The 23267-nt window shown below is 64.8% G+C and carries 21 protein-coding genes; 9 read left to right on the forward strand and 12 right to left on the reverse strand.

What is annotated here, in order from left to right:
- Nucleotides 1-2: 2 nt before the first annotated feature.
- Together O4220_RS02920 and O4220_RS02925 are read left to right on the forward strand one after the other, a co-directional pair.
- A complete protein-coding gene (locus O4220_RS02920) occupies nucleotides 3-443 on the forward strand; it encodes a cupin domain-containing protein (protein ID WP_269602058.1) in 441 nt (146 codons plus the stop codon).
- Nucleotides 436-1260 (forward strand): spermidine synthase, encoded by an 825-nt coding sequence (locus O4220_RS02925; RefSeq protein ID WP_269602059.1) that lies wholly within the window; start codon nucleotides 436-438, stop codon nucleotides 1258-1260. Before O4220_RS02920 ends, O4220_RS02925 begins: the two co-directional genes overlap by 8 nt.
- Nucleotides 1261-1272: 12 nt before the next feature.
- Here O4220_RS02925 and O4220_RS02930 read toward each other — a convergent pair whose 3' ends face one another.
- The 5 genes from O4220_RS02930 to uraD are packed head-to-tail and all read right to left on the reverse strand — an operon-like array spanning nucleotide 1273 to nucleotide 5289.
- A complete protein-coding gene (locus O4220_RS02930) occupies nucleotides 1273-2034 on the reverse strand; it encodes an IclR family transcriptional regulator (protein WP_269602060.1) in 762 nt (253 codons plus the stop codon).
- Nucleotides 2035-2078: 44 nt separating this feature from the next.
- On the reverse strand, nucleotides 2079-3479 hold the full coding sequence (locus O4220_RS02935; RefSeq protein ID WP_269602061.1) for a nucleobase:cation symporter-2 family protein: 1401 nt from the start codon (nucleotides 3477-3479) through the stop codon (nucleotides 2079-2081).
- A gap of 12 nt (nucleotides 3480-3491) precedes the next feature.
- Nucleotides 3492-4415: a factor-independent urate hydroxylase gene (gene pucL / locus O4220_RS02940; protein ID WP_269602062.1), complete on the reverse strand. Its 924-nt coding sequence runs from the start codon at nucleotides 4413-4415 to the stop codon at nucleotides 3492-3494.
- A 5-nt stretch (nucleotides 4416-4420) separates the two neighbouring features.
- On the reverse strand, nucleotides 4421-4750 hold the full coding sequence (gene uraH / locus O4220_RS02945) for a hydroxyisourate hydrolase (RefSeq protein WP_269602063.1): 330 nt from the start codon (nucleotides 4748-4750) through the stop codon (nucleotides 4421-4423).
- The gene (uraD, locus tag O4220_RS02950; RefSeq protein ID WP_269602064.1) at nucleotides 4747-5289 is read right to left on the reverse strand and encodes a 2-oxo-4-hydroxy-4-carboxy-5-ureidoimidazoline decarboxylase; all 543 of its coding nucleotides are present in this window, start codon (nucleotides 5287-5289) and stop codon (nucleotides 4747-4749) included. The genes uraH and uraD overlap by 4 nt, the downstream gene beginning before the upstream one ends.
- 223 nt (nucleotides 5290-5512) lie before the next feature.
- Between uraD and O4220_RS02955 the strand changes: the two genes are divergently transcribed.
- Genes O4220_RS02955 through allB form a run of 7 tightly spaced genes read left to right on the forward strand, consistent with a single transcriptional unit; the run spans nucleotide 5513 to nucleotide 12936 of the window.
- Nucleotides 5513-5908, forward strand: a complete 396-nt coding sequence (locus O4220_RS02955) for a gamma-glutamylcyclotransferase (RefSeq protein ID WP_032385160.1) — start codon at nucleotides 5513-5515, stop codon at nucleotides 5906-5908.
- Between the two features lie 12 nt (nucleotides 5909-5920).
- A complete protein-coding gene (locus O4220_RS02960) occupies nucleotides 5921-6745 on the forward strand; it encodes a hydroxypyruvate isomerase family protein (RefSeq protein ID WP_269602065.1) in 825 nt (274 codons plus the stop codon).
- An 8-nt stretch (nucleotides 6746-6753) separates the two neighbouring features.
- On the forward strand, nucleotides 6754-7635 hold the full coding sequence (locus O4220_RS02965; protein WP_269602066.1) for a 2-hydroxy-3-oxopropionate reductase: 882 nt from the start codon (nucleotides 6754-6756) through the stop codon (nucleotides 7633-7635).
- A 1-nt stretch (nucleotide 7636) separates the two neighbouring features.
- Nucleotides 7637-9436, forward strand: a complete 1800-nt coding sequence (gene gcl / locus O4220_RS02970) for a glyoxylate carboligase (protein ID WP_269602067.1) — start codon at nucleotides 7637-7639, stop codon at nucleotides 9434-9436.
- Nucleotides 9437-9438: 2 nt separating this feature from the next.
- The gene (locus O4220_RS02975; RefSeq protein ID WP_269602068.1) at nucleotides 9439-10590 is read left to right on the forward strand and encodes a glycerate kinase; all 1152 of its coding nucleotides are present in this window, start codon (nucleotides 9439-9441) and stop codon (nucleotides 10588-10590) included.
- Nucleotides 10587-11630 (forward strand): allantoicase, encoded by a 1044-nt coding sequence (gene alc / locus O4220_RS02980; RefSeq protein WP_269602069.1) that lies wholly within the window; start codon nucleotides 10587-10589, stop codon nucleotides 11628-11630. Before O4220_RS02975 ends, alc begins: the two co-directional genes overlap by 4 nt.
- Nucleotides 11581-12936 (forward strand): allantoinase AllB, encoded by a 1356-nt coding sequence (gene allB / locus O4220_RS02985; protein WP_269602070.1) that lies wholly within the window; start codon nucleotides 11581-11583, stop codon nucleotides 12934-12936. Before alc ends, allB begins: the two co-directional genes overlap by 50 nt.
- Here allB and O4220_RS02990 read toward each other — a convergent pair.
- The 7 genes from O4220_RS02990 to O4220_RS03020 form a co-directional block, all read right to left on the reverse strand.
- The gene (locus O4220_RS02990) at nucleotides 12933-15284 is read right to left on the reverse strand and encodes an HNH endonuclease signature motif containing protein (RefSeq protein ID WP_269602071.1); all 2352 of its coding nucleotides are present in this window, start codon (nucleotides 15282-15284) and stop codon (nucleotides 12933-12935) included. The genes allB and O4220_RS02990 overlap by 4 nt on opposite strands.
- Before the next feature lie 758 nt (nucleotides 15285-16042).
- Nucleotides 16043-16381 (reverse strand): hypothetical protein, encoded by a 339-nt coding sequence (locus tag O4220_RS02995; RefSeq protein WP_269602072.1) that lies wholly within the window; start codon nucleotides 16379-16381, stop codon nucleotides 16043-16045.
- 110 nt (nucleotides 16382-16491) lie between these two features.
- Nucleotides 16492-17568 carry an XdhC family protein gene (locus O4220_RS03000; RefSeq protein ID WP_269602073.1) on the reverse strand — a complete coding sequence of 359 codons (1077 nt, stop codon included), beginning with the start codon at nucleotides 17566-17568 and terminating at the stop codon, nucleotides 16492-16494.
- Nucleotide 17569: 1 nt separating this feature from the next.
- Nucleotides 17570-19012: an NCS2 family permease gene (locus O4220_RS03005; protein ID WP_269602074.1), complete on the reverse strand. Its 1443-nt coding sequence runs from the start codon at nucleotides 19010-19012 to the stop codon at nucleotides 17570-17572.
- Nucleotides 19013-19121: 109 nt separating this feature from the next.
- On the reverse strand, nucleotides 19122-21446 hold the full coding sequence (locus O4220_RS03010) for a molybdopterin cofactor-binding domain-containing protein (RefSeq protein WP_269602075.1): 2325 nt from the start codon (nucleotides 21444-21446) through the stop codon (nucleotides 19122-19124).
- Entirely contained in the window at nucleotides 21443-22795 is a 1353-nt protein-coding gene (locus O4220_RS03015) for an 8-oxoguanine deaminase (protein ID WP_269602076.1), read from the reverse strand. The genes O4220_RS03010 and O4220_RS03015 overlap by 4 nt, the downstream gene beginning before the upstream one ends.
- Nucleotides 22792-23265 carry a (2Fe-2S)-binding protein gene (locus O4220_RS03020; protein ID WP_269602077.1) on the reverse strand — a complete coding sequence of 158 codons (474 nt, stop codon included), beginning with the start codon at nucleotides 23263-23265 and terminating at the stop codon, nucleotides 22792-22794. The genes O4220_RS03015 and O4220_RS03020 overlap by 4 nt, the downstream gene beginning before the upstream one ends.
- Nucleotides 23266-23267 lie beyond the last annotated feature (2 nt).

A 23267-nucleotide genomic window follows, 5' to 3' on the forward strand; every position in this document is an offset into this window, starting at 1 on the left:
GCATGACATCGCTGCCCGACTGGGCTCAGAGCCTGCACCTTGCACCCCACCCGGAGGGTGGTTGGTTCAAGGAGACCTGGCGCAGCGAGGTCACGATTCCACAGACATCTCTGCCCGCCGGTTATCCCGGCCCGCGCGCGGCGGGTACGGCAATCCTGTTCTTGCTGATGCCCGGTCAGCAGTCGGCCTGGCACACTGTTCGCGGCACCGAGATGTGGCTCTACCACCGAGGAAGTCCAGTGCAGCTGGACCTCGGCGGCGCAGCTGACAAACCGGGTGAGGCGACCTCGCTGCTGGTTGCGCCCGAATCTCCGCAGCAGATCGTGCCACCGTTGGTCTGGCAGCGGGCGCAGCCGGTGGGCGACGAACCGAGCCTGGTGAGCTGCATCGTCACTCCCGGATTCGATTTCGAGGACTTCCGGCTCGAGGACTCCCATGGGTAGGAAGCGGGCGACGCCGTCTGCCGGCTCTCTGCAACCCGGCGTGTTCGAGATCGATTCGGGCACCTGTGAATTGGTGCGCGACACCTTCTCGGACGACGGGTGGGTCGTCAACGTCAACGATGTTCCGAGTTCGCACATCGACATGAACGACCCCACGGTGCTCGAGTTCGAGTACATGCGGTGGATCTCGGGACTGGTTCGTGCGCAGTGGGATTCGACCTTCTCGCTGCGGGCGCTGCATCTCGGGGGCGGGGCCTGCACGCTGGCACGCTCGTTCACCGCCGAATTTCCCGGTGCGCGTCAGGTGGTCGTGGAGCTCGATGGGAAGCTCTCGGAGCTGGTGCGCGAATGGTTCGACCTACCGCGGGCACCGTTGCTGCGCATACGCGTCGGCGAGGCCAGAGCGGTCACTGAAACTCTGAGCGAGAACAGTCGTGACCTGATCGTGCGAGATGTGTTCGCCGGAGCCACAACTCCGGCCCCGCTGCTCACCGCCGAATTCACCACCCATGTCCGACGCGTCCTCTCACCCGGCGGCATGTACGTCGTCAACTGCGGTGACCGCCGGGACCTGTCGCTCGCGAAGCAGGAGGCGTCGACCATCGGAAGTATCTTTCCGCACACGGCGATCGTCGCGGATCCGGCGATGCTCAAGGGCAGGCGTTACGGCAACATCATCATCGCCGGCAGCGACGTCCCGATCGGGGATTCCCCGGCATTGGCCCGTGAACTACTCGGCGGCGCAGTTCCGGCACACGTGTGGTTGACCGATGAGGTCACAGCTTTCGCACGTGATGCGAAGGTGTTGCGGGATTGAGGCGCTGCAACATCAAGGAGCTGGGTTGTTGCTCGCGAGATCCTTGGCCAATCGCTCGGCCGCCGAGATCAGCAGAGGTACGAACTGTTCGGCCGATTCGAGGGTGACCCGAGCCGAGGGCCCGGCGATGGACATCGCCGTGAGCGTCGGAGCGCCGAGTACCGGGACGGCGAAGCAGCGCACCCCCACCTCCTGCTCGCCGTCATCGATCGCGTAGCCGCGTTCGCGGATCAGCGCCAGATCCTCGAGCAACGCGTCGAGGGTGGTGATGGTGTGGACGGTGCGGGGAGTCATGCCGAGGCGGCCGACGATCGCGCGGACGGCGTCGTCGTCCAACTGCGACAGCAATGCCTTGCCTACGCCGGTGGAGTGCGGCAACACGCGCTGACCGACCTCGTTGAACATCCGCATCGCGTGCTCGGAGGGCACCTGCGCGACGTACACCGCCATGTCGTCCTCGAGAAACGCCATGTTCGACGTCTCGTGGGTGATCCGGACCAGCTCTGCGAGATACGGCTTGGCCCATCCACCGATGAGCTTGGACGCGCTGTCTCCCAACCGAATGAGCTTGGTGCCCAATGCATATCGGCGTGACGGCAACCGTCGAACGTAGCCGAGGGAGACGAGGGTCCCGATCAGTCGGTGCACCGTCGGCATCGGCAGATCGGTCGCCTCGGCCAGTTCGCTGATCCCGATGGATCCGCCGGAGGCGGCCATGATGTCGAGCAGCTCGAACGCGCGCTCCACGGACTGCACCCCGCCACCTGCCGCCACAGTCCACCTCGCACCGTCGTAGTCGTACCTCGTCCCGAAGGACTCTACTGGTGATGCCGCGTCGCCACCGGCGGTGCCGCAGTCACCACCGAGGGCGAGGGCTTCTGGCCACGGGTGACGACGTTGAAGAGGATGTTCAGTACGACGGCCACGATGCTCGCGGCGCTGATACCCGAGTCGAGCACCACGTGCACCCAGTCGGGAAATGCGGCGTAGAAGCCCGGTACGGCGATGGGAATGACACCGAAACCGATGGCCACCGCCACGATGACGAGGTTGAGGTTGCCGTCAAACTCGACCTTGGACAGCGTCCGGATGCCGCTGGCCGCCACCGAGCCGAACAACACGATGCCCGCGCCGCCGAGTACCGGCAGCGGCACCGACGCCACCACGAGCCCGAGGACGGGGAAGAGGCCGAGGAACAGCAGCACCGAGCCGCCGGCTGCGACGACGTAGCGACTCTTGATTCCGGTGACGGCCACGAGGCCGACGTTCTGGGCGAACGCACTGGCCGGGAAGGTGCCGAACACGGGAGCGATGGTGGTGGCGACCATGTCTGCGCGCAGTCCGTCGCCGACGCGTCGGGCATCTACGTCGGTGCCGACGATTTCACCGACGGCCAGGATGTCGGCGGTGGTCTCGGTCATGATCACCAGGATGACGACGACCATCGACATGATGGCTGCCACCTGGAATGTCGGTGCTCCGAACGCGAACGGCTCGGGGAAGCTGAAGATGGCACCGTCACTCACACCGGAGAAATCGGCCTTGCCGACGAGGACCGCGAACACCGTGCCGACGATGATGCCGATGAGGATCGACAGGCGCGAGAGCGTGCCCTGCACGAGTCGGCTGACGAGCAGAACCACCACGAGGCTGAACGCAGCGAGACCGATGTTGGACATCGAGCCCCAGTCGGTGGCCTGCTGATCACCGCCCATGGCCCACCGAACCGCAACGGGCAGTAAAGAGATGCCGATGACGGTGATGATCGTGCCGGTCACCACCGGTGGGAAGAAGCGAACGATCTTGCTGAAGAACGGGGTGATGAGGATGCCGATGGCACCGGCGGCGATGATGGCTCCGAACACCGAGTTCAGTCCGCCCGGGCCGCTCGCGATCGCCACCATCGTCGACACGGACGCGAACGAAATTCCCTGTACCAGAGGTAGCTTGGCACCGAAATAGGGCACTCCGAGTGTCTGCAGCAACGTGGCGGCTCCGCTGACGAACAACGCGGCCGAGACCAACAGTGCGATCTCGGTGCCGGTCAATCCCGCTGCGCCGCCGACGATCAGGGGTGGTGCGATGACACCGCCGTACATCGTCAGGATGTGCTGCAATCCGTAGACGTACGACCTGCCTATCGACAATCGCTCGTCCTCGGGACGGGCGGGGTCGTGCGGCGTATGGGTCTTGGTCGACACGCGTTTCGTCAGCTTCATGTCGGCTCGCTCCTAGCAGAATCCGGGGACGGTATCCCAGGCGCGGCCTGCGTCCGGGGCATCGTCGCGCTGCACCGTGGCCTCGATCAGACCGTAGGGGCGATCCGCGACATAGAAGACCTCACCGGGGTTGTCGAGTCCGAACGGCTCGAGGTCGACGAGGAAGTGGTGGATGTTGGGCATCGAGAACTTGATCTCGCCGATCTCCGGGTGTGCTTCGAGAACCTGCTTGCCCATCTGGAACAGGCTCTGCTGCAACGCAAGAGAGTGCGTGGACGCGAAGGCGTCGAGCATGATCGAACGGACGTCGTCGAAGGTCTTGTCGAAATCCAGCTCAGTGGTGAGGTACCGCCAGCGAGCGCTGACCGAGGTGGCCAGAATTCGGTCCGTGGTTTCCTTCAGCGTGGTGTAGCGATCTTTCGGGTAACCCCAGAACTCCGACGCCGTCGAGTTGAGGACCACGAGGTCGCTGACTCCGGAGACTATGGAGATGTTTTCGCCGTCGACCGTGACGATGGTGTTCCGCTTCTCGTCGCTGGCCTTGACGAAGGAATGGTCGTATCCATTCGAACCGGGTCGTTCCGCAGGCTCCACTCCTGCTTCACCTTTTGCGATACGCGACCACTGATACTGCTCGATCTCCCAGCGTCCACCGGTGATCCAATCGAAGTCGCCGGTGAAGTGCGCGCCGAGCCGGAGTGCGAAGTTCTCGATCGCACCGATGCCGTCGCGGGCGAAGGCGTAGACGGTGTTCTTCTGGGTGTCCGTGGCGACGACGTGTGCGTTGTCGCCTTCGATGTGGACGGCGTCGAGGTCACCGCGCAGCTGGGAGGTGACGCTGACGTCGGTGATCCGGTGGCGGGGCGTTTCGCGGTCGATGCGGACGAGTCTGCATTCGGCTTTGCCGTACTGGTTTGCTCCGAGCACGATGGTCATGGTTTCTAGCTCCCTCGATAGGTGGTGAAAGCGAACGGGCTCAACAGAAGTGGGATGTGGTAGTGCTGGTCGGGTGCGGTGATCTCGAAGGTGACGACAACTTCGGGGTGGAAACATTCGGTGTTCTGCGCCGCGAAGTAGGCACCGGTGGCGAAGGTGAGGCGATAGGTCCCGGGCGTCAGTTCACTCGGCCCGAGTGAGGAGACGCGGCCTTGTTCGTCGGTGACGGCGTGGGCTGTCTGTGCACCGGTAGCGTCGGTCAGTGAGATCGATATCCCCTGCGCAGGAATGCCTCTCGCAGCGTCGAGTACATGGGCGGTGACATGGCTCGTCATTCGCCCAGGCTTCCTGTCGCGCGCACTGCCGCGATCTCTCGCAGTTCGTGCTCCACGACCGCAGCTTCGGTTCGACGATCGTTGCCGAGTCGGCTGTCCAGAGCGCTCAGGACAGCGTCGGCATCTCGGCCGGCTGCCCTGATCAGGAACACCTGCCCGAAGCGCTTCTCGTAGGCCAGGTTCCCCGCTCGCAGGCGATGTTCGACGCTCTCGTCCGAGACGTCCACGCCGGATTGTTCGGTGCTCGCATGACGCGCACTGGCGTCGTCACCCTCCGGCCGTTCGCCGATGCGAGGATGCACCGCGAGTGCTCGGTGTACTTCGTCGGCCGTCAGTGGCGAAGCGGCATGGGTGATGGCGTGGCGAAGGGAACGGTCGTCGGCGAACGGTCGGTGCCGCAGAACCTCGTCGACCCAACGGGGAACGTCCAGGCAGAGCGACAGTATTCGAGCAGCTTCGGACTCGGGGGCCTCGTTCAATTCGGTCGTCGCGGCGAGACCGCGGGCTTGCGATTCCGCATTACGAAATGTTGATTCCACTGAACGAGCGTGACACCGATCACAACCGGTGTCAAGGGTCGATGTGCGGTGCGCCGCGAGAGAACGTTTTCCCGTTGCAGCAGATCGGCATTGGGCGCACGGACAAACCTCGGGTCTTGACAGGAGTGCGTGGCGCACGCCACACTCGGTCGAACAAACGGAATACTAATTCCGCATTACGGACTTTCAGCCCGGTCCGCTCGACCCCGAAAGGAACGACTACATGACGGAGCTCTTCTGCAATGGCGGTGCCATGCGCGGCGGCAGCCTGCACCACAACGTCTCCTCGCACCCGTTCGTGGGCACGGTGCGCACCACACCCAACTATCGGTTCTTCTCCGTACGGGACGAATTTCCGGCGCTGTTGCTCGATCACACCGCCGGTGCGGCCATCGAGGGCGAGCTGTACGACATCCCGCTCGACGACATCCGTACGGCATTCCTCCCGGACGAACCGCCGGAGCTCGAGCTCACCGTGGTTGCGCTCGAGGACGGGCGTTCCGTCCTCGGCGTCGGACTCCGCCCCGGAGTGCTCGACGCGCAACCGGACGAGCTGACCGACATCACCTATGCCGGCAGCTGGCGCCGATACCGCGGACTGCCGCAACCTCAGAACTGAAAGGCACTGCGCATGAACCTCTTTGCTGACTCTCGACTCCAGTACACCGTCAACTGTTCCATTCTCTTCACCGATGTGCCTCTGCTCGATCGCCCGCAGCGTGCCCGCGACGTCGGGTTCGACGCCGTCGAATTCTGGTGGCCGTTCTCGAACCCGGTCCCGTCCGATGCCGACGTCGATGCATTCGTCTCGTCCGTCCGGGATGCGGGCGTACAGCTGACCGGACTGAACTTCGCGGCCGGAGACATGCCTGCAGGTGATCGTGGGATTCTGTCCGATCCCGCGCAGAAGCAGGCCTTCCGAGACAACATCGACGTCACCGTCGGCATCGGTGGGCAGCTGGGCACCCGAGCCTTCAACGCCCTGTACGGCAACCGTATCGACGGTGTGGATCCGCTGGATCAGGACGACGTCGGCATCGAGAACCTGGCCGCTGCGGGCAGAGCTGCGGCGAAGATCGGTGGCGTCGTGCTGGTGGAACCCGTCAGCGGCGCACCCGCCTACCCGTTGAAGTCCGCCGCCGGTGCCGTCGCGACCATCAGGCGTGTCGCCCGTGAGCAGGACGTACACAACCTCCGCCTGCTCGCCGATCTCTACCACCTCGCCGTCAACGGAGAGGACGTTCCGGCAGCACTCGAAGCACACTACGACCTGATCGGGCACGTGCAGATCGCCGACTCCCCGGGCCGCGGTGAGCCGGGTACCGGCAGCCTCGACCTCGGTGGACAGCTCACCGGTCTGGCAGCACGGGGTTACGACGGCTACGTCGGACTCGAATACAAAGCCACCCGCGAGGACACGTTCTCCTGGTTGGGTCTCGCCACTACCTCCAAGTAAGGATTCCCATGAGCACCATTGCATTCATCGGCCTCGGGATCATGGGCAGCCCCATGTCCGTTCATCTTGCCAAGGCAGGCCACCAGGTGGTCGGCTACAACCTGACGCCAGATCGCACGGGCCCCCTCGTCGAAGCCGGCGGTACCGCGGCCGACTCGATCGCCAAGGCCGTCCACGATGCCGACATCGTCGCGATCATGGTCCCCGACTCTCCGGATGTCCAGGACGTTCTCGCCGGCGAAGGTGGGGTATTCGACAATGCCCGACGCGACGCGCTGATCATCGACTTCTCCAGCATCCGTCCCGACGTCACCGCCACCTTGGCAGCCGACGCGTCCTCGCGCGGATTCCGAATCCTCGATGCCCCGGTCTCCGGTGGCCAGGCCGGTGCCGAGAACGCGACTCTGTCGATCATGGTCGGCGGCAGCGAGGACGACTTCGCTACGGCCAAGCCGATTCTCGACGTCGTCGGCAAGACCGTCGTGCACGTGGGTCCGAGCGGATCCGGGCAGACGGTCAAGGCAGCCAACCAGTTGATCGTGGCCGGCAACATTCAGGTGCTCGCCGAGGCGATCGCGTTCCTCGAGGCCTACGGCGTCGATCTGGCTGCGTCGGTGGAGGTTCTCGGCGGCGGCCTCGCCGGTTCGGCCGTGCTGAACCAGAAGGCACAGAAGATGCTGGACCGCTCGTTCGAGCCCGGCTTCCGCATCGACCTGCACCACAAGGATCTCGGGATCGTCACCTCGGCTGCGCGTGAAGCGGGCGTCGTGATTCCGATGGGCGCAGTGCTGGCGCAGCTGATGGCCTCGGCCCGCGCCAACGGCGATGGTGGACTGGATCATTCGGCGCTGTACCGCGGTGTCGCTCGGCTCTCGGGTAAGGACAACTGACATGGCCAAGATGCGCGCGGCCGATGCCGCAGTGAAGATTCTCGAACTCGAAGGTGCAACAACCGCATTCGGCCTACCCGGTGCTGCGATCAACCCGTTCTACGCGGCGATGCGCAATCACGGCGGCATCCGCCACGTGCTGGCCCGCCACGTCGAAGGTGCATCGCACATGGCGGAGGGATTCACCCGGGCCGCACCGGGAAACATCGGCATCTGTATCGGAACATCCGGTCCGGCCGGTACCGACATGATCACCGGGCTGTATTCGGCCATGGCCGACTCGATTCCGATCCTCGCCATCACCGGCCAGGCCCCGGTCGCGCGGCTGCACAAGGAGGACTTCCAGGCCGTCGACATCGCGTCGATCGCAGCACCCGTCACCAAGATGGCGATGACGGTGCTCGAGCCGGCCCAGGTTCCCGGTGCCTTCGCGCAGGCGTTCCATCTGATGCGCTCCGGTCGGCCCGGTCCGGTGCTGATCGATCTGCCCATCGATGTGCAGTTGGCCGAGATCGACTTCGATCCCGACACGTACCAGTCGCTGCCCGTGCACAAGCCCGTCGCCTCGCGTGCTCAGGCCGAGAAGGCCATCGACATGCTTCTGGGTGCCGAGCGCCCGTTGATCGTCGCCGGCGGCGGAATCATCAACGCCGACGCCTCGGACTTGCTCGTGCAGCTCGCCGAGATTCTCGACGTTCCGGTCATCCCGACTCTGATGGGCTGGGGCACCATCCCCGACGATCACCGTCTCGCTGCAGGCATGGTCGGCTTGCAGACCGCGCACCGGTACGGCAACGCGACCATGTTGGCCTCGGACTTCGTGCTCGGCATCGGAAACCGTTGGGCCAACCGGCATACCGGTGGTCTCGAGACATACCGCAAGGGCCGGAAGTTCGTCCACGTCGACATCGAGCCGACCCAGATCGGGCGTGTCTTCGCGCCGGACTACGGCATCATCTCCGACGCCAAGGCCGCACTCGAGCAGTTCGTGGCCGTCGCCGAGGAGCGTCGGGCCGCAGGGTCTCTGCGTGATCTCTCGGGCTGGGTCGAGGACTGTGCGACCCGCAAGCGCACTATGCATCGCCGCACGCACTTCGACAACGTGCCGATCAAGCCGCAGCGCGTGTACGAGGAGATGAACAAGGTCTTCGATCGCGATACCCGCTACATCAGCACCATCGGGCTCTCGCAGATCGCGGGCGGCCAGTTCCTGCACGTCTACTCCCCTCGAAACTGGATCAACTGCGGGCAGGCCGGCCCGCTCGGCTGGACCATTCCCGCGGCGTTGGGTGCGGTGGCTGCCGATCCGACTGCGAATGTCGTTGCGCTGTCCGGCGATTACGACTTCCAGTTCATGATCGAAGAGCTGGCCGTCGGTGCCCAGTTCAATCTGCCGTACGTGCATGTGGTGGTGAACAACTCGTACCTCGGGCTGATCCGGCAGGCGCAGCGCGCGTTCGACATGGACTTCTGTGTGCAGTTGGGATTCGACAACATCAACCACCAGGACACCTTGGACACTCAGCCCGGTATCCCCAAGGGCTACGGCGTCGACCACGTCCAGGTGGCAGAAGGCCTGGGGTGCAAAGCGCTTCGGGTCACCGAGCCCGAGCTCATCGGTGAGGCGCTCGTGCGGGCCAGGACTCTGGCCAACGAACACAAGGTTCCTGTCGTCGTGGAAATCATCCTCGAGCGGGTCACCAACATCTCGATGGGCACCGAGATCGACAACGTCGGCGAGTTCGAGGAACTGGCCAACACGTCGGCCGACGCGCCAACCGCGCTGCTTCTGCTGGACTAGAGATGACGCGAATTCTGCTGGCCCCCGACAAGTTCAAGGGTTCGCTGTCCGCGGCCGAGGTCGCTCGCGCGGTGGCCGAAGGTCTGGAGGCAGGCGACCCGTCGCTCGAGACGGTGTGCCTACCCGTCGCCGATGGGGGTGACGGCACCGTCGATGCTGCCGTCACCGCCGGGTGGGAGCGGGTAGCCGTCACGTGCTCGGGCCCGACCGGTGAGCCGGTCGATACCTCGTATGCCCGTCGTGGTGATACCGCCGTCGTCGAACTCGCCTCGGCGGTCGGGCTCGAGCTTCTGCCGGACGGTCGCTCGGATGCGCTGGGAGCCAGCACGTTCGGCCTGGGCACCGTCATCGCGCATGCGCTCGGGGCCGGCGTCGGGTCTGTTTCAGGTGCGCGGCGTATCGTCGTCGGGCTCGGGGGCAGCGCTTCCACCGACGGTGGCGCGGGCATGCTGACGGCACTGGGGGCACGCATCCTCGACGCCGACGGCAACGATGTCGCCCGTGGTGGCGGAGCATTGCGGGGCGCGGTACAGCTGGATGTGTCCGGTCTGGTTCCTGCGGCTCGGAATGCGGTGTTCGAGCTGGCCTGCGACGTCGACAACCCGTTGCTCGGCCGGACCGGAGCAGCAGCGGTCTACGGGCCACAGAAGGGTGCCGGACCGCAGGAGCTGCTCTACCTCGAACACGGTATGCGGCAGTGGGCGCATCTGGTGCGCAATGCAATCGGACGGGATGCCAGTGGTCTCGCCGGCACCGGTGCGGCAGGTGGCACTGCGTTCGGAGCCATGGCCGTACTCGGTGCGGTTGCCAAGCCCGGTATCGAGACGGTGCTCGAGCTGATCGACTTCGGCAGGGCTGTGGCCGGAGCAGATCTGGTCGTCACCGGCGAGGGCTCACTCGACGAGCAGAGCCTCTACGGCAAGGCACCCATCGGAGTAGCGCACGCAGCGTGCGAAGCGGGTGTTCCGGTGATCACCGTCGCGGGGCGGAGCGTCATCGGCCTGGACCGCCTGCGCACTCACGGGATCGTTGCCTCCTATGCATTGTCCGATCTCGAGCCGGACCCTCGAATCTCGATGCGCGACGCGGCCAGGCTGCTCCACGAGGTAGGTCGAATGATCACCACCACACACATTTCGGAAGGAATTTCATGAGCACCACGCACTTCACCTCGCTGACCGATCTCGCGTCCCGAGCCCTCGGCGGCAGCGTCTCGGCCGCGAACGACGAACTGTTCGCTCAGCGCGAGAACCTGATCAAGCCCGACGCTCCGCTGTTCGATCCCGCGGACTTCGGCCACAAGGGAAAGGTGTACGACGGGTGGGAGACTCGACGTCGTCGTGACGAGGGTGGGTACGACTGGGCGATCGTACGGCTCGGAGCACCGGGCATCGTGCACGGCGTTGTGGTCGACACGGCCCACTTCACCGGCAACTACCCGCCGTTCGTCTCCGTCGAAGCGGCATCGATCGAGGGCTACCCGTCCCTCGACGATGTACTGAAGGCGGAGTGGCACACGATCGTGGACAAGTCTGCGGCAGTGGGTGATACAGCGAATACCTATGAGGTGGCGGATCGGCACCGGTGGACGCACGTACGTCTGTCCATCTACCCGGACGGCGGCGTGGCTCGGTTCCGCGTGCACGGTGAGGTCGTGCAGGATCCTCGCTTCCTCGGGGGCACCATCGATCTGCTCGCGGCCGAGAACGGTGCGCGGCTCACCGATTGCTCGGATGCCTTCTATTCTTCCCCCGCCAACATCATCCTGCCCGGACGTGCACGGAACATGGGCGAGGGCTGGGAGAACTCCCGTCGTCGCAACGGCGGCAACGACTACGCGGTCTTCGCACTCGCGGCGCCCGGCGCTCCTCGTCACGTCGAGGTCGACACGAGCTACTACGTCGGGAACGCTCCGGGGTGGGTTCGGCTCAGTGCCATCGATTCTCGTCGCCGGCACATCACGGATCCGACGGCATGGACCGAGATCCTCGAGCGCACCGCGGTGCAGCCGGACACGCGTCACCGCTTCCTGCTCAACGAGACGGAGGCGTACACACACCTACGACTCGACGTGTACCCCGACGGCGGCTTGTCTCGGCTGCGATTGTTCGGCGAGCTCGACGCCGATGCCCTCGACGCGGCAGATGTCGCATGGAAGTCGTCCGAGCTCCAGAGTGTCTCCAGTGCAGTCTGATCTGGTTCTTCGCGCTGCTCGTGCCGTGATCGGCGGACAAGTGGTCTCGGCGTCGATCTCTGTCCGGGACGGCGGGATCGTAGCGATCGACCCCATCGACGCTTCGGTGTGTGGCGCGACGGTGGTGGAACTCGGGCCGGACGAGGTGTTGCTGCCCGGGCTGGTCGATACCCACGTACACGTCAACGAACCGGGGCGCACGGAGTGGGAGGGTTTTGCCAGCGCCACCCGCGCGGCCGCTGCGGGCGGCATCACGACCATCGTCGATATGCCGCTCAACAGCATTCCCCCGACAGTCGATGTCGCAGCACTGGAAATCAAGCGCCGGGTGGCGGCCGAGAAGTCGGTCGTCAACGTCGGTTTCTGGGGTGGGGCCGTGCCGGGGAATCTCGATCAGCTGCGACCGCTGCACGATGCGGGAGTGTTCGGATTCAAGTGCTTCCTGCTGGCGTCGGGCGTGGACGAGTTTCCGCCGCTGACACTGCCGGAGTTGGAGAAGGCTCTCATCGAGATCGCGTCGTTCGACGGTTTGATGATCGTGCACGCGGAGAATGCCGAGGTCATCGCCGAAGCCCCGTCCGCGGCGGGCCGTGAGTACTCGGGGTTCCTGGAATCGCGTCCGCGGGCGGCAGAGAACCGGGCCATCGAGCAGGTGATCGAGCTGTCCCGTCAGACAGGGTGTCGGGTGCACATTCTGCATCTGTCGAGCGCGGATGCGGTGCCAATGATTAGGGCGGCGAAGCGCGACGGGGTGCGGGTGACCGTCGAAACATGTCCGCACTACTTGTGTTTCGACGCCGAGGACGTGCCGGCGGGAGCGACGCAGTTCAAGTGCTGCCCGCCGATCCGCGAGGCCGGCAACCGAGAGGCGCTGTGGCAAGGTCTGCTCGACGGCACGATCGACACCATCGTCACCGACCACTCCCCCTGCACGCCTGATTTGAAGCGATTCGACACCGGAAATTTCGGCGATGCCTGGGGTGGGATCGCATCGTTGCAAGTGTCACTCGCTGCGGTGTGGACAGAGGCGCGGTCCCGCGGCTGTGCACTGACCGACATCGTGCGGTGGATGGCAACCAATACGGCCGACCAGGTAGGCATGACGAATCGAGGGCGCATCGAGGTCGGTTGCGCTGCAGACCTTGTGGTGTTCGCACCCGACGAGAAGTTCACCGTTGACGTTGCGCAGCTGTACCACCGCAATCCGGTGACTGCGTACGATCGACTGGGCTTGTCGGGTGTGGTGCGACGGTCATGGATTTCAGGGTCGGAATCGTCGACGGGGCGATTGTTGGCGCGCGCCTAGAACGGCGGTGCTGCCGTGTCGTCTGTCTCGGGTTGTTCGTTGTCGGGTGGGTCGGGGTAGGCGATGATGCCGGAGCGTCTGGGTTTGGTGGGGATGTGTGGCCTCAGGTCGTTGCCGAGGACGGGGACGGCTGTGCCGTTGGTGGGCAGGGTGATTCGGGTGGTGTTTGAGGTGGAGGTCCATAGGATCGCGCCGCCGGGGAGCATGACGGCTGTCCAGTAGCCGGCGGTTTTGACGGTGTGGTGGAACTCGCAGAGGCATTGGAGGTTGTTGACCGTGGTCCAGCCGCCGCCGAGGGGGTTGGCGTGATCGAAGGGGATCACGTGGTCGAGTTGGCAGTGTGCGGCGGGTCGGTGGCAGTCGGGGAAGCGGCAGTGTCGGTCGCGGAGGCGGACGGCGGCGGTGGTGAGGGTGTCGGGTCGGTAGATCAGGGCTCGGTCGGTCAGTGGGTCGCGTGCGACGGATTTTCCGAGGGTGGGGTCGGCGGCGATGGCGGCTTCGAGTGCAGCGGCGAGGGATGCGTTGCCGAGGTAGAGGCCCGAGGGTGTGTGGTGTGCTGCGCGGATGGCGTGGTTGGTGCGCCGGGTTGCGGAGGGCAGGTCGAGGGCAGAGCTGTGCCGTGTGCCCTTGGCGACGGGTGTGTGGGTGCAGAACAGGGCTGCGGCGGAGGTCAGCGACTGCAGGCGACACTGGTGTCCGTTGTCGCTGGCGGCAGCGGCAGCGGAGCCTGTTCCTGGTGACGGGCCTTCGGCTGAGATCGGACCGGATGATGCAGAGCCGGATGACGCAGAGCCGGGTGCTGTGGAGTCGGATGGTGTTGTGGACGAGCGTGATTCCGAACAGCTCGGTGCGACATCAGGTGCCGGCGATGCTTGTTGCGCAGGTGATCGTGAAGCTGATGTGGGTTCGGACGATGCAGCTGTCTCAGGGTCGGTGGCCGATGGTGCGTCCCCTTGCGTGTCGATCGTCGGTGCCGTAGCGCGTGTTGCTGCGTGCTTCTGGGCAGGATCGGCGGCGTCCGGGTCAGGAGCTGGCGACGGGTCGGCCGCAGGTATGGGTGCAGACTCGTCGTTTGCCCCGGCATCGCCGATATGGCCGGTGTCGTCGACCTCATCTGCTGGTGCGGCTGGTGCCGATGCCGAGGTGTTCTCAGGTGCAGGTGCAGGTGAACTGTCAGAAGTCGGTTCGGAAGAGGGACGAGCCTCCCTGCCCGAATGCGTGGCCGCCCCCATTCCCCCATCGCCGTGAGCAGCCGTTGCAGCATCGGCATCAGCAGCCGAGTCCACGCCTTCGTCTCTGTCTGCGTCAGCGTCTGTGTCTGTATCTCCGTCGGCGTCGGCGTCGGCGTCGGCCTCTGGTTCCGTCGCTGTTCCCGTCTCGGGTCCTGGTGCCGCCCCTGTCTTCTCGCTGTCCGAGCGTCGTTCCCATTCCCCGGTTTCCGGGTTCTGCACGGCCAGTCCCAGTTTCTCGGCGAGGGTGACAGCGTCGGTGAGCAGGATCTGCCACTGACTGTTGCGTGCGAGTTCCCGCGCGAGATCGGGGTCGATCGATCCATGGCCGGCCAGGTACGCCGGGTTCGCGAGCAACCCGATGAGGGTGGCGATGTCGACGGTGATCATCGTCAACGGCACCCGACCATCGGGCAGCTCTGTATCTTTTTTCGGGCAGTCATCGCGTTGGCACAGGCATGTCAGGTGGGGTTCGCCGTGCATGCGGGCCATGAACGCATCGCACAGGCGTTCTTTCTTGCCGCGGGGGTCTTTGGGGCAGAGGGTGTCGGCCATTTCTTCGAGGAGTTGCCATGCGGCGGCGGCTTCGGGTGCGGTCAATTCCGCTCGGATCCGGGTGAGTTCGCCGGCGGGGGTGTAGGTGACGGTGCGGAACTTCTTGGCGAATTCCCTTAGTGCTGCCGCTTCTTCGGGTGCGACCCGGAGCAGGATGTCCCAGATCTCCTTTTCGAGGGGACCCGGTGACGACCTGCGGGCTGCTTCGACGATCTCGTCCTCGACCATCGTGACGATGTCGTCGGAGAGGTTGTCGAGGATCCGGCACACCGTTCGTACTCGCGGGAGGTCGATTTCCCCGGACTCGAATGCTCCCCGCAGCAGCGGCAGTCGGGTGTGCAAGGCGACGCCCACGGAGACGTACGATTCGGCGACCGTCGCCGAACATCCCAACGCCACTGCCATCTCGGTGCGTCCGTATCGGCTGTAGTGCTTGTGCTTGGTGTCGTGGGTGATCCAGCTCCGATGGACGTCGTAGCAGGCGGAAATCTTGCGAGCCGCAAAACGATTCTCTGCCTGTGCCGTGGCGGTCAACGCCTCCAGCGACACGATCGGTACTGCCATCCCCATTCACCCCCCCCGGTGACCCGAAACAAGAACGCATGTTCGAACAAGATGAACAGTAACCCGGACCACCGACAAGAAACGCCGGACAATCCAGGATGTTCGCAGCTACACCTCTGAGCTGGGTATTCAACGACGAATCGTCGAATTCGAGTAACAGGCCATCACCCGCACCGACTCCTCGGCTGAGTCCCCTGCCGAGCTCGACGCCGCCCGGGCAGCCAACCGAGAGGTATTCGCACGCGTCAACACCGTCTCCTGGCTACAGAGCGAGAGCGCCCAGACGCAGACGTCCGTCAGTCGGCGCGTCACGCCGAGAACGCGCAGCTCAGGCAACTCGAACAACGACTACGCCGGAACCCATTGTCGATGAGGGGGTCGAAATGGCAGCCCTGGATGCAGCAGTGATACTCCCTACGGATTCATGAGTCCATGCTCGTTGTCACTTCTGCGGCGAAATATACGAAGCCCGGTCAGGATTGCGGCCGCAGCTAACAAACAAGTAGCCACCCATGACCGGACCGCAAATTCACCGCCACTCCTCGCATTCGAAAGGGAGCTTGTGCGCCGGCAACACTGAATTGTGGTCGTTCCATCACAGCAGGCAGACGCGGGTGCTATCAGGCTGATCGGGCCCCAAGCACTCTCGTCAGACCGAATGGTTTATTTCTCCCTCAGTGCAACACGATGCGTCGGCAGACGCAACGGTCCACGCGCCAACCCAGTTCGCATGGCCAATGGATGTTCGCGACTACACCTCAGAACTGTGTATGGCGCCTGTCCTGGCTCGATCGGAGTGCGTCGGGCCGAAACCGGAAGAGGCGGTTCCATCGTTCGTCGGTCAACAACATCGGGGCGATGACCGCCATGATTGCGCCGGTCGCGGCTGGGAGGTAGTTTCCGGCGACGAGTGATGCCAAGCATCCGAACGTGAAGCAGGCGAGCGCCGTGCGAGGTAGTAGCCAGGTGGGCTTGCGGCCACTGTGGTGGACACCGAACACAATGGCTGCGCCCACGGAGACGAGGATTGCCACATGCGCGAGTAGCCGACCGACATGGGTCGGGTCGAGTGCCTGAAGCGTGGCGATCGTAGCCATGGTGCCGAGAAGAGCAACGCTCACAAGGTTCAGTTGTCGGTACCGAGGCAGGTCGCGAATCAACTTCGATCCCTTCACGCAAGCGCACGCCATGATGAGAACCAGCGTACCTAAGCGTATTTGGCATTCGCCTCGTCGTGGTGGATCGGGCCCGCTGTTCGCGTCAATGGCAGCGCACTACCTCCACGTCGCACGGCCACGAATTCAGCCGCGATGGCCAGTGCAGTTTCCTCGGGCGTTCGGGCTCCCAAGTCCAAGCCGATCGGCGACTTCAAGCGTTCGAGTTCCTGCTCCGTCAATCCGACGTCACGCAACCGGGCCGCCCGATCGTCGTGAGTCCTGCGCGATCCCATAGCCCCTACGAACGCCACCGGCATCCTCAATGCCACTTCGAGCAGCGGCACATCGAACTTGGCATCATGCGTCAACACGCAGATCACCGTCCGGGCATCGACTGCCGTCCGCGCCAGGTAGGTATGCGGCCATTCGGTGACGACCTCGTCAGCGTCGGGAAACCGTGCAGCAGTGGCAAATACCGGTCGCGCATCGCAGACCGTCACTTGGTAGCCGAGAAACTTCCCCACACGAGCAAGCGCGCCGGCGTAGTCGATGGCCCCGAAGATCAGCAGCCGCGGGGCAGTGGCGTACGACTGCACGAACACGTCGAGATCCGGCCGGCACCGCACCGACCGAATGCCGGTGCCCCCGGAGTCCAACATCGCCAGCGCCTCACCCACGACCACTGCGTCGACGTCCGAAAAACCGGTCGTCCCCATGGTCGCCGAGGACGAGACCGCGAGCGATTGCCCGGTACCGGACAAGATCGTCACCGTGGCCACCGCAGTATCCGACGCGATGGCCGCAAGCACGGACCGCGGAGGGCCGAGGCGTACGAACACCTCGATCACTCCCCCGCAGGTCAAGCCGACCGCAAAAGCGTCGATATCGCTGTAGCCGAACGACTCTCGCTTGGACTCGCCGGTTTCGAGTACCTGCAGGCACAGCTCGTACACCGCGCCTTCGACGCAGCCGCCGGAGACGCTGCCGACGGCCTCTCCGTCGGCGCAGACCGCCATCGCGGCACCCGGAAGCCGTGGAGCGCTTCCCGATACCGCGATGACCGTCGCCACCGCGTAGGGAACACCGGCGTGGTCCCAGGCGGTCAGACGATCGACGATCTCTTTCACGTTACGAGATTCCCAACGCTTCTTCGATGGGGTGCAGGGCGAAGTAGATCAGGAAAATTCCGGACATCAGGTAGAGCAGCCAATGCGTCTGGCGTGCTTTGCCTTTGGCGAGGCGAACCAGGGTGTACGAGATGACACCCGCTGCGACTCCCACGGTGATCGAGTACGTGAAGGGCATCAGCACGATGGTCAGGAAGGCCGGGATCGCAATTTCGGTGTTCTCCCAGTCGATCTTGCGTACGTGCGTCATCATCAGCGCGCCCACCAGAACCAGCGCGGGGGCTGCTGCCCCGACGGGGACCACCCCGGCCAACGGGGTGAAGAAGATCAGGCTGGTCAACAGTCCGCCGGTGACCACGCTCGCGAGACCGGTTCGGGCACCTTCGGTGACGCCGGCTGCGGACTCGACGACCGCGGTGTTGGCGGATCCGTTGATCGCACCTCCGACGATGGCACCGATGCCGTCGACGGTGAGGATGCGGCTCAATCCCGGCATCCTGCCCTGCTTGTCGACCAGGCCCGCTTCCTCGCCGACACCCAGGATGGTGCCCATGGCGTCGAAGAATCCCGAGAGCACGAGCGTGAACAGCACCACGGAAGCCGTCACGACACCGGCCCGAGCGAACCCGCCGAACAGGTCGACGTTGAAGAGCAGGTCGAATTGCGGTGTGGCGACGATGGAATCGGGCACCTTCGGTACCACCGGACCCCACGCCTCCGGTGCGATGTCGAACACCGAGTTGAGGATGATCGCCAGGTTGGTGGCGACGAAGATGCCGATCAGCATCGCACCGGGCACTCTCCGAACGAACAGCATGATCATCAGGATCAGGCCGACGCAGAACACGAACACCGGCCAGCCCGCGAGCTTCCCGAACGTGCCGAGGGTGACAGCGGTTGCGGCCGCCTCGTGGTGGCCGACGAATCCGGCGTCGACCAGTCCGATGAGGGCGATGAACGCGCCGATTCCGACTCCGATCGCCTGCTTGAGCACCAAGGGAATCGCGTCCATGATGAGCTGCCGAATGCCGGTGAGGGCGAAGACGACGATGACCACCCCCTCGAGTACCACCAGACCCATTGCCTGCGGCCACGTCATGTACGGGGCGGCCTGGAACACCACGATGGGTGTCACACCGAGTCCCGCTGCCATCGCGAGGGGCGCGTTTCCGACCACCCCCATCAGGATCGTCGTCAGGCCGGCGGACAGAGCGACCATCGTCGACAGTTGCGCTGCGTCGAGGGTCGCACCCGTGACATCGCGGGCGTCACCGATGATCAACGGAATGAGAACGATCAGGTACGCCATCGCCACGAAAGTGGTGACGCCGCCACGGATCTCACGCGATACCGAAGAGCCTCGGCCGGTGATATCGAAGAACTTGTCGATCTGAGATCGACCTCGTCCGCTCTTGCGAGTACTGGGTGTGTGTACATCGGTCATGATCGGCCCTCCCAGGGCGTGATCAACCTTGTCCGAGCGTGTGACGTTGACCGTGCCGGGGGAGTTGGCCTCGGGTCGCGCTGTGCTGGAGAAGGTCTCATCGAATGAATCAGGGGTTGACGATGTGTTCGGGTCGCACGGGAACTCGGGTCAAGGCGAGTCCGGTGGCGTTGCGGATGGCAGCGACGACGGCGGGCGTCGACGACAGCGTGGGTGGTTCACCCGCACCGCGAAGCCCATAGGGTGCCAATGGGTCCGGGTTCTCGAGGATGTCCAGCTTCATGGGCGGCATGTCGAGAATCGTCGGGATGAGGTAGTCGGTGAACGACGGGTTCTTCACCAGACCGTCGACGACGACGATTTCCTCCATCACTGCAAGGCCGAGGCCCTGGGCTGTGCCACCGTGGATCTGGCCCTCGAGCGAGAGACGGTTGAGGATCTTGCCGACGTCCTGAACAGCGGCCATCTCGACCACTTTCACGAGCCCCAGATCGACGTCGACGTCCACCACGGCGCGGTGGACACACAGGGCGAGCTGGGTGTGGCTCGCGCCCTGTCCGGTGACGGGATCCATTCCGCTGGTGGGGCGATGGTGGAATTCGCGCGTTTGCTCGATCACTCGGTCGCCGAGCACATCCTCGATCGTCGCCAGCACACCGTCGGTGGCCGAGACGATCTTGCCGCCATCGAGGCTCAGATCGGCCACTGCACGCCCGAGGTACAGGCCGGCAAGGACGAACACCGCCTCGCGGACGGCCTCGCACGCGGTCTTGACGGCACCACCGGTCATGTACGACTGCCGTGACGCCGAGGAGGATCCCGCGTTACCGACCTTGGTGTCGGCCGGGTGGATGACGACCTTGGTGACGCCGAGTTCGGTGCGGGCGATCTGCGCCTCCAACGTCACCAGTCCCTGGCCCACCTCTGCGGCAGCGGTGTGCACCAATGCCGTTGCCTCGCCGCCGATCACCTCGAGACGGACGCGAGCAGTGGAATAGTCGTCGTAGTTCTCGGAGAAGCAGATGTTCTTGATGCCGACGCCGTAACCGATCCCCCGCACGACCCCTTCGCCGTGGGTCGTCTGGGAAGCCCCGCCCGGCAGATTCCTGATGTCCGACGCGTCCAGCGGTTCGGGCAGTTCCATCGCTTCGGCTCGGGCGAGCATCTCGGCAAGCGGCGCGGGCGCTTCGATGACCTGACCTGTCGCCAGGATCGAACCCTGGCTGACGGCGTTGATCTGGCGGATTGCGACCGGTCCGATGCCGCAGGCCTCACCGAGCTTGTCCATCATCGACTCGTACGCGAAACACGCTTGCACTGCGCCGAATCCACGCATCGCACCACATGGTGGATTGTTCGTGTACACCCCGTACGCATCGATCTCGATGTTGGGGATCACATACGGTCCGACCCCGAGCGAGGCCGCGTTGCCGACGACGTTCAGGGTGGCCGAGGTGTATGCGCCACCGTCGAGGATGATCTCGACATCGGCGAACACGAGCTTGCCGTCGCTGGTCGCACCGTACTCGTAGTGCATCTGCGCCGGGTGGCGGTGCACATGACCGAAGAACGACTCGTAGCGGTTGTAGACGATCTTGACGGGCTTACCTGTGTGCATGGCGAGCATCGCGGCGTGGATCTGCATCGAGAGGTCCTCGCGGCCACCGAATGCGCCGCCGACGCCGGCGAGCGTCATCCGAATCTTCTCTTCGGGCAGGCCGAGGCACGGGCCGATCTGTGCGAGGTCGTTGTGCATCCACTGCGTTGCGACATACAGGTCGATTCCGCCGTCCTCGGCGGGTACGGCCAGTCCGGATTCCGGGCCGAGAAATGCCTGGTCCTGGATCCCGACGGCGAAGTCGCTGCTGACGATGACGTCCGCGGCCGCCCGAGCGGCGGCGACGTTGCCGACGCGGACCGGCTGATGCCGCGCCACTCCGCCGCGTTCCTGCACCTTCGGGTAGTCCGGATCCAGAGCTGCGCGACGGGCATCGGTGAGGGGCTCGAGCACGTCGTAGACCACGACGATCTTTTCCATTGCGCGCCGCGCGGTCTCGGGGTGGTCGGCCGCGATCAGCGCTATCGGTTCACCCTCGTGCCGCACCTCGTCGAAGGCCAACACCGGCTGGTCCCACGTGTGGTCGAGCCCGAAGCACTTACGTCCCGGAACGTCCTCGTGCGTGAGGACAGCTTCGACACCGGGCGTTGCCAGCGCCTTCGAGATGTCGACGGAGACGATCCTCGCACGGGGATGCGGGCTGCGAAGCGTTGCACCCCAGAGCATGCCGTCGATGAACAGATCCGAGGAATATGCGAACTCGCCCTTGACCTTCAGTGTGCCGTCCGGCCGCAGCGGGCTGTCGCCGACGCGGCCGCGTCCCGGTGCGGGGATATCGGCGGGAGCTTGCCTGGGTGTAGTGGTCGGGGCGCTCACAGCACGTCCTCCGCGAGTTTCATCAGGCGACGGTGCGCATCGGCTCCGGCGCGGCCTATTTCGTCCTGCGGTGCGCTGGTCAAGACATCGTTCTCGACGATCGTTCGACCGCCCACCATCAAGCGAGCCAGCGGAGGTGTCTGCCCGTAGGCGAACGCGACGACAGGGTCGTCCACGGCCGAGTAGAAACCGTCGGTGCGCCAGATCGCGATGTCGGCCAGCTTGCCGACCTCGAGCGAACCGATCTCGCTCTGACGTCCCAGTACCGTTGCACCGCCGAGGGTTCCGATCTCGAGTGCCTGACGCGCGGTCAGTGCTGTCGGACCGTACTTGGCGCGCTGCATGTACATCGCCTGGCGGACCTCGCCGGCAAGCGGCACCATCTCAGCCGAGGCGGAACCGTCGACACCGAGGCCGACGGGTGCGCCGGCCGCGAGTAGGTCGGAGATTCGGGCGATGCCTGCGCCCAGACGTGCATTGGAACTCGGGCAATGGGCAGTGCCGGTGCCGGTGGCCGCCATTTTCGCGATGTCGGAGTCGTGCAGGTGTACCGCGTGGGCGAACCACACGTCGTCACCGAGCCAGCCGACTTGCTCCATGTACTCGACCGGGGTGCAGTTCATCTGAGCGAGGCAGTGCTCTTCCTCGTCCAGCGTCTCGGCCAGATGGGTATGCAGCCGAACGCCTTTGGCGCGAGCAAGCGCGGCGGACTCCACGAGCAGCTCTTTACTGATGGAGAAGGGCGAGCAGGGTGCGACCGCGATGCGGAGCATGGAACCGAAGGAGGCGTCGTGATAAGTGTCGATGGCCTCGGCGGTGGCGGTGAGGATGTCGTCGAGCGACTCCACCACCTCGTCCGGCGGCAGACCGCCGTCTGACACACCCCGGTCCATCGAGCCGCGGCACGGTTGGAATCGGACGCCGATGCGCTGTGCCGCGTCGATCTCTGCGGCGAACAGGTCGCCTCGGCCCTTGGGGAAGATGTAGTGGTGATCGGTGCTCGTGGTGCACCCCGATTTCGCCAGCCATCCCAGCCCGGCTGCGGCAGCACCGCCGACGACCTCGGCGTCCATCTTGGACCACGGCTTGTACAGTGCAACAAGCCATTCGAACAGGGTGTTGTCCTTGGCAAGACCTTGAGAGGCCCACTGGTAGAGGTGGTGGTGAGTGTTCACCAGGCCGGGGGTGACGAGGCAGCCGGACGCATCGATCGTCTCGGCCCCGGGGATGATCGGTGCCGGGCCCGATCCGATGGCGCTGATCGTGGTGCCCTCGACGACGAGGTACCCGTTCGGGATTTCGTCGCCGACGATCGGGGCGATGTACGCACCCGAGATGACGGTGGTCATTTGGCTTCGGCCTTTCGGGTTGCTGCGAGCCGCACGGCGTCCAGGATCTTCTCGTATCCGGTACAGCGGCAGAGGTTTCCGGCGAGAGACTCGCGAATCTCGACGTCCGACGGATTCGGAACGCGCTCGATGAGATCGTGCGCCTGGACCACGAGTCCGGGGGTGCAGAACCCGCACTGGACGGCTCCGCACTCGACGAAGGCCTCCTGCATCGGGTCGAGCTTGTCGCCGTCGGCGAGGCCTTCGACGGTACGAATCTCACGGCCCTCGACCTGTCCGGCGGCCACCAGGCAGGCGCAGGCCGGGATACCGTCGAGATAGACCGTGCACGACCCGCATTCGCCTTGCTCGCACGCGTTCTTGGATCCGGGAAGCCCCAAACGCTCGCGCAGCAGGTACAGCAGACTCTCGCCCTCCCAGACGTCGTCGGCTTCCATGTCTTTTCCGTTGATGGTGCAGTTGACTCGCATGT

The organism is Rhodococcus ruber (assembly GCF_027270735.1).
In the GTDB taxonomy this organism is placed as follows: domain Bacteria; phylum Actinomycetota; class Actinomycetes; order Mycobacteriales; family Mycobacteriaceae; genus Rhodococcoides; species Rhodococcoides rubrum_A.

Bases quoted from the DNA above. Each gene is read 5' to 3' on its own strand.
- gcl (WP_269602067.1), top strand. From the start codon at position 7,637: ATGGCCAAGATGCGCGCGGCCGATGCCGCAGTGAAGATTCTCGAACTC.
- O4220_RS02920 (WP_269602058.1), top strand. From the start codon at position 3: ATGACATCGCTGCCCGACTGGGCTCAGAGCCTGCACCTTGCACCCCAC.
- O4220_RS02935 (WP_269602061.1), bottom strand. From the start codon at position 3,479: ATGAAGCTGACGAAACGCGTGTCGACCAAGACCCATACGCCGCACGAC.
- O4220_RS03015 (WP_269602076.1), bottom strand. From the start codon at position 22,795: ATGACCACCGTCATCTCGGGTGCGTACATCGCCCCGATCGTCGGCGAC.
- O4220_RS02960 (WP_269602065.1), top strand. From the start codon at position 5,921: ATGAACCTCTTTGCTGACTCTCGACTCCAGTACACCGTCAACTGTTCC.
- uraH (WP_269602063.1), bottom strand. From the start codon at position 4,750: ATGACGAGCCATGTCACCGCCCATGTACTCGACGCTGCGAGAGGCATT.
- O4220_RS02975 (WP_269602068.1), top strand. From the start codon at position 9,439: ATGACGCGAATTCTGCTGGCCCCCGACAAGTTCAAGGGTTCGCTGTCC.
- O4220_RS02925 (WP_269602059.1), top strand. From the start codon at position 436: ATGGGTAGGAAGCGGGCGACGCCGTCTGCCGGCTCTCTGCAACCCGGC.
- O4220_RS02955 (WP_032385160.1), top strand. From the start codon at position 5,513: ATGACGGAGCTCTTCTGCAATGGCGGTGCCATGCGCGGCGGCAGCCTG.
- O4220_RS02995 (WP_269602072.1), bottom strand. From the start codon at position 16,381: ATGGCTACGATCGCCACGCTTCAGGCACTCGACCCGACCCATGTCGGT.
- O4220_RS03005 (WP_269602074.1), bottom strand. From the start codon at position 19,012: ATGACCGATGTACACACACCCAGTACTCGCAAGAGCGGACGAGGTCGA.
- alc (WP_269602069.1), top strand. From the start codon at position 10,587: ATGAGCACCACGCACTTCACCTCGCTGACCGATCTCGCGTCCCGAGCC.
- O4220_RS03020 (WP_269602077.1), bottom strand. From the start codon at position 23,265: ATGCGAGTCAACTGCACCATCAACGGAAAAGACATGGAAGCCGACGAC.
- pucL (WP_269602062.1), bottom strand. From the start codon at position 4,415: ATGACCATCGTGCTCGGAGCAAACCAGTACGGCAAAGCCGAATGCAGA.
- allB (WP_269602070.1), top strand. From the start codon at position 11,581: ATGTCGCATGGAAGTCGTCCGAGCTCCAGAGTGTCTCCAGTGCAGTCT.
- O4220_RS02965 (WP_269602066.1), top strand. From the start codon at position 6,754: ATGAGCACCATTGCATTCATCGGCCTCGGGATCATGGGCAGCCCCATG.
- O4220_RS02990 (WP_269602071.1), bottom strand. From the start codon at position 15,284: ATGGCAGTACCGATCGTGTCGCTGGAGGCGTTGACCGCCACGGCACAG.